This window comes from Rheinheimera sp., assembly GCF_020217005.1.
Classification (GTDB): Bacteria; Pseudomonadota; Gammaproteobacteria; order Enterobacterales; family Alteromonadaceae; genus Pararheinheimera.
Genome location: NZ_JAIWOI010000242.1, coordinates 1 through 10,000 on the forward strand (window position 1 = coordinate 1; position 10,000 = coordinate 10,000).

The following is a 10,000-nucleotide window of genomic DNA, read 5'->3' on the forward strand; positions in this document are numbered from 1 at the left end:
TGACGCTTCAGCCATACACACAATCTTTTATTCTCGTCTGAAATAACGCTTTTAGTACCTTTCATTTGTTGTTCTCCCGACGCTCGAGCGCCTTCTGTTTACGACTTAAACTTCCTGCCAAAAAAATCCAAAAGCTTAGGGAATGTCCCAATAAGCAAAAAAAAGCATTTCATTAAACCATAGCTTGTTCAGAGCGTATAGTTACCCAGTTGAAAAAATCACCGCTTATCGCAAGATTTTGGCACTTTATCGGCCGGTCTGAATTACAGGAACGAACAGTTTTACTTACAGCACCAGGCACTCATTGCTTCCTTTTGTCGCTATGTTTCCACAAAAGGTCTGACTGAGGGCTGAACGGGATTTCGGGGAGTACAAACTAAAAAGGCTTCTGTGTTGAAGCCTTTTTATATCGATAAGAGTAAAGCTGAGGGCTAGACTGAAAAGCTCGAGCCGCAACCACAGGTTGTTGTGGCATTTGGATTTTGCACCACAAACCGACTGCCTTGCAGACCATCGGTGTAATCTACTACACCACCTACCAAATACTGCAGGCTCATAGGATCGACCACCATGGTCACGCCGTTTTTCTCGACAACCAGATCACCTTCATTCACTTTTTCATCAAAAGTAAAACCGTATTGGAAGCCAGAACAACCACCACCCGTGATGTAAACCCGCAGTTTTAACTCAGGGTTTTCCTCTTCTGTGACTAAAGCCAATACTTTATTGGCGGCGGCGTCGGTAAACTGAATTGGAAGCTGTAACTCTGACATGTGTCCTCCGGTGTAACTGGGCGCGGATTATCTAATACCTGACTAATTTATTCAAGTATTTCACCGGGCTGCTCTAAGGGCCAAAAAAAGCCTTTGTCTACTTTGGCTGATTTTGCTGACCGGGCGGCGGCAACCTTAAGGGCTACATCCACCTTTTCAGGCTTAAAGCCTTCAGGCAAGGTAAATTCACCTTCTATGATTTGGAAGTATTTAAAACTAAAGGCTTTATCGCTCTTAGCAAAACCTGCTAACTGCAATAAATCCACAGTCTCTCTTTTCTCGCCTGCAAAACCATGCAACTTCATCTCGACAGTACCTTTAGCAAAATTACGTTGCTTGTCTTGCTGGATCAACACCAGATTAAACCTGTAACTATTACCGGACGATCCCGGACTGATACTAAAACTGTCAATAATCAGACTGTCAGCCTGTAATTCAGGAGAAATAATACGTTGGTAGAACGCCAGCTCTTTGCGGGTATCAAACAACTTTTGTTGTTCAGATTTAAGTTCTTGCTGCATCAACTGGCCGGCACTTTTTTCCACGGCCAGTTCAGCCGTCAGATAGTCATTTTGTTTTAACTGCTCATTCAGGTTAGCCGTCAGACTATTGTTTTTTTTCTGACTCTCTTCCAGTTTGGACGACAGCACATTGACTTGCTGTACATAGTAATAATTACCAAATAATTGCCCAGCCAAAGCAGCAAGGCCCATCAGCCCCGCTGTTAACAACATCTGTCTCCAGCTTCGTTTGAGCCAGAGCATAAACTGCATACGATTCATCAATCTACTCAAATAATTCTACCCAAAAAGCCAGATCTTTCATTAGTTTGGGTATATGTTACACTTTGCTTATCCACAACTCAGACACTATAACATGTTACTACCTGCGGACTGGCAAGCAAAATTACGTCTTCGATTAGCTTTCCCTCTTACTTCTGTCCAGTTGTGTTTGTTGGCCATAGTGGCAGGCTTTTTAGCCGCACTACTAATACTGTTGTTCCGTCTGACCATTATTGGCATCCAAAGTTTCTTCTTAGAACGCACTGATGACTTCTCTGGCATAGCCGAAGGCTATCGATGGGCTTTGCCTTTTATTGCAGCTGTACTGATCAGCATCATGGCGATGTTGGTGGGCCTGAGCCATTACCGCATGGGTATTGCCTATGTAATACATAGAATTAAAACCCAATATGGGGTGATGCCTTTCTGGAATACCTTTAACCAGTTTTTTGGTGGCATCATGGCGCTAACCAGCGGCTTTTCTGTCGGTCGGGAAGGCCCTTCTGTACATTTAGGGGCCTTTGGTGCTGGCTTACTGGGTCAATATCTGCATTTGCCTTTTAACAGTATTCGTATACTGGCGGGATGTGGCATAGCGGCCGCAATTTCTGCATCTTTTAATACTCCGCTTGCTGCCGTTATTTTTGTGATGGAAGTGGTACTGAGGGAGTATCGTATTCACGTTTTTGTACCTGTGATGCTGGCTTCCGTCGTGGGCGCTTTGCTGACACGGGGAGTGTTTGGTATGGGTAACGATTTAGCTGCGTTAAAAATTGTTTCCATCAGCGGCTGGCATTTGCCTTACCTGGTACTTTGTGGTGTGGCAATTGGCGCAGCAGCCTATGTATTTAACCAGAGTATCTGGCGTATTCTGAAGTGGTTTCAGAAATGGCACTTAGCCTTGAAGTTATTATTAGCTGCGACTATTACTGCTGCTGTCGGCCATCTGGTTCCGCAAGCTATGGGCGCTGAGACTGGCGCTATATTTTATGCCGTCACTGCGTCCACTGAATTTTGGTTATTGCTGACCATTTTATTGGCAAAGTTTCTATTAACTGTAGTAGCCGTAGGTTTAGCCGTACCTGGTGGTGTAATAGGTCCTGTCTTTGGTATAGGTATATTGGCAGGTACCTTATTGGCATTTTTACCTGTATTTATCTCAGGAGATGCCAGTTTATCCGGCACTTATGCCACTTTAGGTATGGCTGGATTTATGGCGGCAACTTTGCACGCGCCTTTAGCCGCTTTAGTGGCAGTGATGGAGCTGTCTTATAACCCAGATATTATAGTGCCTGCTATGCTGGTCATTACCTGTGCTTATGTCACCACAGTACAGCTATTTAAAAACAAGTCCATTTTTGTATTACAGCTGGAGTTGCAACAACTGCCCTATAAACTAGCGCCTGCCGATGATGTGCTACAAAAAGTTGGGGTACTGGCCATGCTGGATAAAGAATATGTTGTGGTATCAGCCTCAGAAGACGATCAAATAGAATCTATCCTGGCGAATAAACCTGCTCATCAGCTGCTACTTCAGAAAACTGACAATCCTGAGCAGCCTTTCTTATTGATAGATTATGATTTGAATGCCTCGATGACAGGGCAGTCAACCTTGTTACGTCAACCACTGCAAGGCCTGAGTCATCAAGCCTCTATGGCAGAGGTTCATACCATACTTGATGAACAAAAAGGTGGCGTAGTCTACGTTTATGACCCATTGCAACCTCAACAGTTATTGGGCCTGATCCGATGGGAGCAGGTTCGTGCACTTTTAACTAAACAGAACAATTTAATCTGATGAATACATTACTAGTGATTAAAGCTTTGCATGTCAGTTTTATGGTGGCCTGGTTTGCCGGGATTTTTTATCTGCCACGGCTTTTTGTCTATCACGCGGACAACAAAGACCCAGCAGTTGATGCGCAATTTAAAGTGATGGAAAGGCGCCTGCTGTACTTTGTCACACCTTTTGCACTGCTCACCCTGATCTTTGGTCTTTGGCTGATCCATTTGTATGGCGCAGCCTGGTTTGCCGCAAGCAGCTGGTTGCATTACAAACTGCTGCTGGTCGCAGTGCTTTATGTCTATCATGGCTATTGTTTTAAGTTACTGCACGACTTTAAGCAGGGACAAAACAGCAAAAGCAGTAAATTTTACCGCTTTTTTAATGAATTCCCTGTGCTACTTCTATTCGCTATTATTTTTCTGGCGATTTTAAAGCCTGCATAGGCTGCTTTAAACCAGCTTATTTGCTATGATAAGCGCCGACTTTCAGCCAGTTTCGGCGCCCCCGCAACCTCTAGCAGATGAGCACCTAGTATGAGCTTTAAAGGCGAACATATCCTCTCCGTTAAACAGTTTGACCGCGACAAAATTCAGCAGGTTTTCGACATTGCCCGCAGTATGGAACCTTATGCCAAACGTCAGAAACGCACTACAGTGCTTGAAGGTGCTATTTTAGGTAATCTGTTTTTTGAACCCAGCACCAGAACCCGTGTCAGCTTTGGTTGTGCTTTTAATCTACTGGGGGGCGAAGTACGCGAAACAACAGGGATGCAATCTTCAGCATTATCCAAAGGCGAGTCTTTGTTTGATACGGCCAGGGTGATTAGTAGCTACAGTGATGTGATTGCAATGCGCCACCCACAAGCGGGCTCAGTCGCAGAGTTTGCTGAAGGTAGCCGTGTGCCAGTATTAAATGGCGGTGATGGAGCCAACGAACACCCGACACAAGCTTTACTGGATTTATTCACTATTGAAAAAGAACTGGCTGCATCGCAACAACCTATAGATGGTATGCATATCGCCATGATTGGCGATTTAAAGTTTGGCCGTACTGTACACTCTCTATCCAAACTACTCGCCCTGTACAAAAATATTCAGTTCACTTTAATTGCACCCAACGAGCTGGCGATGCCTGACGACATAGTGTCCCTGATTGAAAATGCAGGTCACAGAGTGACTATTACCGATCAACTGGCTGGCAATTTAAACGCGGACATTGTCTATCAAACCCGTATTCAGGAAGAACGTTTTCCCTCGCAAGAAGAGGCCAATAAATATCGTGGCAAGTTCCGCCTGAATCAGGATATTTACACCAAACACTGTAAATCCAACACTGTCATTATGCACCCGCTGCCAAGGGATTCCCGTGTCGAAGCCAATGAGCTGGATAACGATTTAAACCTAAACCCAAACCTCGCCATTTTCCGTCAGGCCGACAACGGTGTTTTAGTACGAATGGCTTTGTTCGCTTTAACTTTGGGTGTCGATCAGCTCGTTAGCAAATACGAACGTGAAGTACCCTGGTACAGCAACATGTAAGCCAGCCCCACCAAATTTATCTGTAAGTCGGGCTTTGCGCCCGGCTGATGTTTTAAGGATCTGTTATGTCCAAGTCAGCACAATTATTCCAGCAAGCTCAACAAACCATACCTGGTGGCGTCAATTCACCTGTGCGCGCATTTAAAAGCGTCGGCGGTACACCTGTATTTATCGATAGCGCCAATGGCGCCTATATGTATGATGTAGATGGTAAAAAATACATTGACTATATAGGCTCATGGGGTCCTATGTTGCTGGGGCATAACCATCCGGCTATCCGCGAGGCTGTGATCAAAGCCGCAGAAAAAGGCTTAAGTTTTGGTGCCCCCTGCCCTGCAGAAATCACTATGGCAGAAACCATTTGTGAATTAGTGCCAAGCATGGAAATGGTTCGAATGGTCAGCTCAGGCACTGAGGCAACCATGAGCGCCATTCGCCTTGCACGCGGTTTTACCGGCCGTAACAGCATTTTAAAATTTGAAGGGTGTTACCACGGCCACGCCGACTCGTTACTGGTCAAAGCAGGCTCAGGCGCTTTGACTTTAGGTGTCCCTAACTCTCCTGGTGTACCTGCTGATTTTGCTAAATATACTCTTACAGCTGAGTTCAATAATCTGGAACAGGTGAAACAGATTTTTGCCGAACAGGGTGCAGATCTCGCTTGTATTATTGTTGAACCAGTAGCCGGCAATATGAACTGTATTCCACCTGCGCCGGGATTTTTAGAGGGGTTACGGGCACTTTGTGATCAATACGGCACTGTGCTGATTTTTGATGAAGTTATGACAGGTTTCCGTGTGGCTTTAGGCGGAGCTCAGGCCTATTACAACATCAAACCTGATCTGACCACTTTAGGTAAAATTATCGGCGGCGGTATGCCTGTGGGTGCTTTTGGTGGTCGTCGTGACATTATGCAGCACATAGCACCTTTAGGCGGTGTCTACCAGGCGGGCACTTTGTCCGGTAACCCCATAGCTATGGCCGCTGGTTTAGCTGCCTTGACTGAAATCCGTAAGCCTGGTGTTTATGATGTGCTAACAGCCAAAACCACGCAGTTGATTGAAGGTTTAGCTGCAGCGGCTAAAGAAGTTGGTATTCCACTGGCGACTACTCAAGTGGGTGGTATGTTTGGACTGTTTTTTAGCAAAGAAGCGCATATTAGCAACTACCACCAGGCCACTCAGTGTGACATTGAAGCCTTTAAACGTTTCTTCCATCTGATGCTGGACCAAGGGATCTATCTGGCACCTTCTGCTTATGAAGCTGGCTTTTTATCCATTGCTCATAGTGATGACGATTTGGCTTATACCGTAGCAGCAGCTAAAAAAGCTTTTATTCAACTTAAAGCTTAACGCTTTCTTTCCCCACGTCACCTGAGGTTAACGGGCAGCGACAAGTCTTAGACCCCGGGAGCCTGGTAAAGCTTTGTGACCGGGGCGAAATGGCACAGTAATCAAAACTGCAGCTTCACGTGGGAAAAGTATTATTCAGTGGGCTCAGGATGCAACCAGACAATGTCCGTATCCTGAGTTCTGAACTGCTGTACAAATAACTCATTAAGACCTGCCACCAACGCCTGAGCGGGTTCAGGCAAAGGCCATTGCTGTTGCTGCTGAGTCTGCCAATCATAGTAGTTCAGCAATGAGCCCTGTTCGGACAACCAATATAACCCTGTATCTGCAGTAGTCCAGGCCGAGGCGTCTGTGGTTCGCCAGTTGATTTGTACTGGTAAGGTTGTCAATTGACCCTGTCGCCACAGTTTCACATTCACAGAATTAAACTGCTGCAATAACAGGCTATGGTCCGGGCCGCATTGTACATTTACGACATCTTTTGCCACAGCGTTAACTTGCCCTTGCCTGAGTTGCTTCAGCACCCAACCACTTTGGCTATGCGACGTCCAATACAAAGCGTCCTGACAAACAACAAAACGTTCTGCCCCTGCACCAGTTTCTATGTACGCCTTCAAACTGCCGTCTGCTGGTGAAAACTCTAACAGCTGTCTGTCTATCAGCACTAAGATTTTGCCTTCAAACCATATCAGTTGTTGAATATCTAATTGTGTTTTGAATTGGCTTATTTGCTCAGTTGTTTGGCCATCAGAGCGCCAAAGCTGCGGTAAACCAGAGCGGTCTGACACAAAAAAATATTCCTGCTGATGCGCCAGCATTAGATACTCTGACCTGTTACTCTCAGCAAAAGGCTGGGTAATAATTTGATTATTTTGCTCCTGCCATTGCAGTTTCCGCAAATCTGTTACTGCTTCCGCCGGGTAGACTGCTAATAACGACTGTTGCCAGACAGAAGTGTCGGCCAGATTAAAGGTCATCTCACCAAAAAGCCTGCTGTTGCCAGTACGCAAAGACAATACCTGCAACTGGCGAGCAGATTTATTCACTAATAAGTCATGCTCACTCCACCAGGCCAATTGATTGGCGGAAAAATCAAAATCTGTGATTACGCGCCAATCTGCATCTACCAAATCCAATTCCAATAGCGACGAAGAGTTGTAGCCCGTCTGAGCTATAGCGTAAGCTTTTTTTCCTTTCACTATTAAATGACTGACGCCCCGCCAGTTAGCCGGAAACTGCATCAATAAGCGTTGGGATTGATCCTGTTGCCAAAACCATAACTGCGTTTGTCCGGTTGCAGGATCTAAATCCAGCCAATACAGACCATCAGCAGTCATAGCCTGACCCGCAGAGATAAACTGATGGCACGAGAAAAGTGGAGTAGCGGCTTCGAATTGGGGTTTTACAGTTTGACGCAAAAACACACAGTCTTTTTGCTTCCAGGCTCTAAATACTATCTGTTCCGAATTCAGCCAGTGTGGCTGCGACAGCAGAGGATAAGAAAGCTCGTCATGTCTCGACTGCATAGAAGGTAATTGCTGCGCCACCCAACTCCAGTCAGAAGAACCTGGCAATTGATGCTGAAACAGCAATAACGACTGATCATTTGACAGTAAAGGGGTCTGTTCTTTGCCATCCAAGGCACTCAATGGCGTCACCTGTAAATAGCGGGGTAATGTTGCTTTTTCATTCATTTTACTGAGTAATAACGCAAAACCCAGACTAAACAGCAACAACACCAGACTACTAAACCAGATATACCGGATCCGCTTCAATTTATTTTTTTTACTGCTATGCCAGTCCTCTATCGCTTTTTGTGTACTGAGCAAATCCAGAGGGGCTTTTGTAGTCTGTTCGTCTTCGAGCTCTGTGTGCGGAGGCAAAGCTACTTCAGCCACTGGAGCAAGCCAACAGTAACCTTTCTTTGATAAGGTAGCTATATAGGTAGGTTCAACTCTGCTGTCCTGCAGCGCTCTTCGCAGCGCAGCAATAGCCCTGGTTAAGGATTCGTCCGAGCCTAAACCTTCCCCCCAAACGCCTGACAATATCTGATCCCGGCTTACAACCAAATCCTTATGGTCGAGGAAAAAGTTTAATAACTTGTGCAACCTTGGTTCCAATGTCAACACCTCCGGATCAGCGGAAGCTGACAGAGGCTGAAGTTGTCCAATGGTACGCAGATACCGCCATTGACCAAAGGTCAGGTAGTCTGCCGTATGTCGCATAAGGGTCCGCCTACATAAACAAGTAGGCGGATTATAACCAATTCAGGCAAAAAGTAGAGGGCCCTGATTACGCCGCTTTCTTAATTACAACATTTGACGCGTCTGGAGTGCTATTTTGCTCTACAAAATCAACATCACGACAAATCGGCCACGCCGGGCATACACCTGCTATCTCCTGCTTAACACCAGAGTCTACAGCGGGAGCTTTACCTGAGGCAAAAGACGTAGCAACTAAAACGGCGGCGATAGCGACAAATTTAATAGATTTCATAGTAGGACTTTCCTTTGAGTAGGTTGAATTTGACCTGCTCAGTTTCCGACAGAAAAGTCCATATAAACTGATGAAATACTTATAATTTCATGATTATTTTACGGTTTTTAAGTGCAATTTTGCTATATCAACATCTTGTGTTTCACCAATAACCATAAAAATATGTTGACCATCATGGCTTAAAGAGAATCTGGAAGAGTAAAGATCAGAAAATAGATCAAGTGGAGTGATCTTTTTCGTAGCATAGGAATAAAAAAATACTTGGCTTTGCTCATTAGCATTGATACTCGAAAAATAAATACCATCGTCCCACAAGACTATCGTTGACTCGGTAAACAGTTGACGGTGCAACTCCTCAGGCAGTGGTTCTTCACCAAGGTCAGATATCAAGCTAAATAAGCCTGTTGTCGCGTTGCGTTTAAGCTGATATTCGCCACTGCGACTTTGCAAATAAAAGTCAACTCCTTCGAGGAACAACTCTTGTTTCGTGTCCTTCGAGTAAGATTTAACTAGCCAGCGACCTTTTTGATTAACGGTGTACAAAACTGCCTCCTGATGTCTGCCCCAGGTCATGTTTTTCACTACTTCATCCTTGTTACTTATCCTCTTTGATTCCCCTTTTAAATTGAATAACCAAACCTCCTGATCAACCAAAACGAGCAAATTATTTCCATCGGGAGAAAACTTCAAATCCGTTATAGAGACAGAATTCTTGAAGTTGCTTATCATACGTTGGCTGTCATCCGGGTAAAAAAGCCAAATTTGAGGGAGTCCTGTACGCCTTGAAACTACAGCAGTCGGACCAGAACTTAAAGGATTTGCTTCAACCAGCCGCTCACTGCGATTGGATTTAAAAACTACAAGGTCGGATGGTTTTGAATTCAGTATTGGATTGCTAAACTTCTTAACATAATAGTTGGCATACACTCCAATAGTCCCATAAAACTCCCCCTCTTTCCCGAGTAGTAGTTCATAGGCATGATTGTCGGTCAAGGCAATAGTTTTAGTACTACCTGTGCTAACCTCAACTCCCTCGATATTCCATTTTCTGGCCGGATAATAAATAAAATCATCCTTTTTGCTCCAAGCAATATCTCCCGGATAACTGTGTTTGAGATGCAGCAACAAAGATGTTTCACCACTAGACAAGTTCATCAACCATAGCTGAACAGAGTTATTTGCCACATCACGTAAAAAAGCAATTTTGTCACCATTATGAGAGTAGCGAGCAGTGAAATCCCCCATACCATTATTATTAGGTAGCACCAGTTGT

The 10,000-nt window shown here is 44.9% G+C and carries 9 protein-coding genes; 4 read left to right on the forward strand and 5 right to left on the reverse strand.

Features of this window, described 5'->3' with window-relative positions; translation table 11 throughout:
* Positions 1–431: 431 nt before the first annotated feature.
* Positions 432–773 (reverse strand): iron-sulfur cluster insertion protein ErpA, encoded by a 342-nt coding sequence (gene erpA, locus LDL40_RS11840; RefSeq protein WP_300995583.1) that lies wholly within the window; start codon positions 771–773, stop codon positions 432–434.
* Between the two features lie 47 nt (positions 774–820).
* Positions 821–1,507, reverse strand: a complete 687-nt coding sequence (locus LDL40_RS11845; RefSeq protein WP_300995584.1) for a DUF6776 family protein — start codon at positions 1,505–1,507, stop codon at positions 821–823.
* A gap of 103 nt (positions 1,508–1,610) precedes the next feature.
* On the opposite strand from LDL40_RS11845, the gene LDL40_RS11850 reads away from it, so the two are divergent.
* The 4 genes from LDL40_RS11850 to hemL all read left to right on the forward strand — a co-directional run bounded on the left by LDL40_RS11850 (position 1,611) and on the right by hemL (position 6,231).
* Entirely contained in the window at positions 1,611–3,353 is a 1,743-nt protein-coding gene (locus tag LDL40_RS11850; RefSeq protein WP_300995585.1) for a chloride channel protein, read from the forward strand.
* Positions 3,353–3,784 (forward strand): CopD family protein, encoded by a 432-nt coding sequence (locus LDL40_RS11855; RefSeq protein WP_300995586.1) that lies wholly within the window; start codon positions 3,353–3,355, stop codon positions 3,782–3,784. The genes LDL40_RS11850 and LDL40_RS11855 overlap by 1 nt, the downstream gene beginning before the upstream one ends.
* Before the next feature lie 90 nt (positions 3,785–3,874).
* Entirely contained in the window at positions 3,875–4,879 is a 1,005-nt protein-coding gene (locus LDL40_RS11860) for an aspartate carbamoyltransferase (protein ID WP_300995587.1), read from the forward strand.
* Positions 4,880–4,944: 65 nt separating this feature from the next.
* Positions 4,945–6,231, forward strand: a complete 1,287-nt coding sequence (gene hemL / locus LDL40_RS11865; RefSeq protein WP_300995588.1) for a glutamate-1-semialdehyde 2,1-aminomutase — start codon at positions 4,945–4,947, stop codon at positions 6,229–6,231.
* A 131-nt stretch (positions 6,232–6,362) separates the two neighbouring features.
* Here hemL and LDL40_RS11870 read toward each other — a convergent pair whose 3' ends face one another.
* The 3 genes from LDL40_RS11870 to LDL40_RS11880 form a co-directional block, all read right to left on the reverse strand.
* The gene (locus tag LDL40_RS11870) at positions 6,363–8,456 is read right to left on the reverse strand and encodes a winged helix-turn-helix domain-containing protein (RefSeq protein WP_300995589.1); all 2,094 of its coding nucleotides are present in this window, start codon (positions 8,454–8,456) and stop codon (positions 6,363–6,365) included.
* A gap of 67 nt (positions 8,457–8,523) precedes the next feature.
* Complete coding sequence (locus tag LDL40_RS11875) at positions 8,524–8,727, reverse strand: hypothetical protein (RefSeq protein ID WP_300995590.1); 204 nt, start codon at positions 8,725–8,727, stop codon at positions 8,524–8,526.
* A 93-nt stretch (positions 8,728–8,820) separates the two neighbouring features.
* Positions 8,821–10,000, reverse strand: a 1,180-nt coding sequence (locus tag LDL40_RS11880) for a hypothetical protein (protein ID WP_300995591.1), incomplete at its 5' end; no start/stop codon positions are given.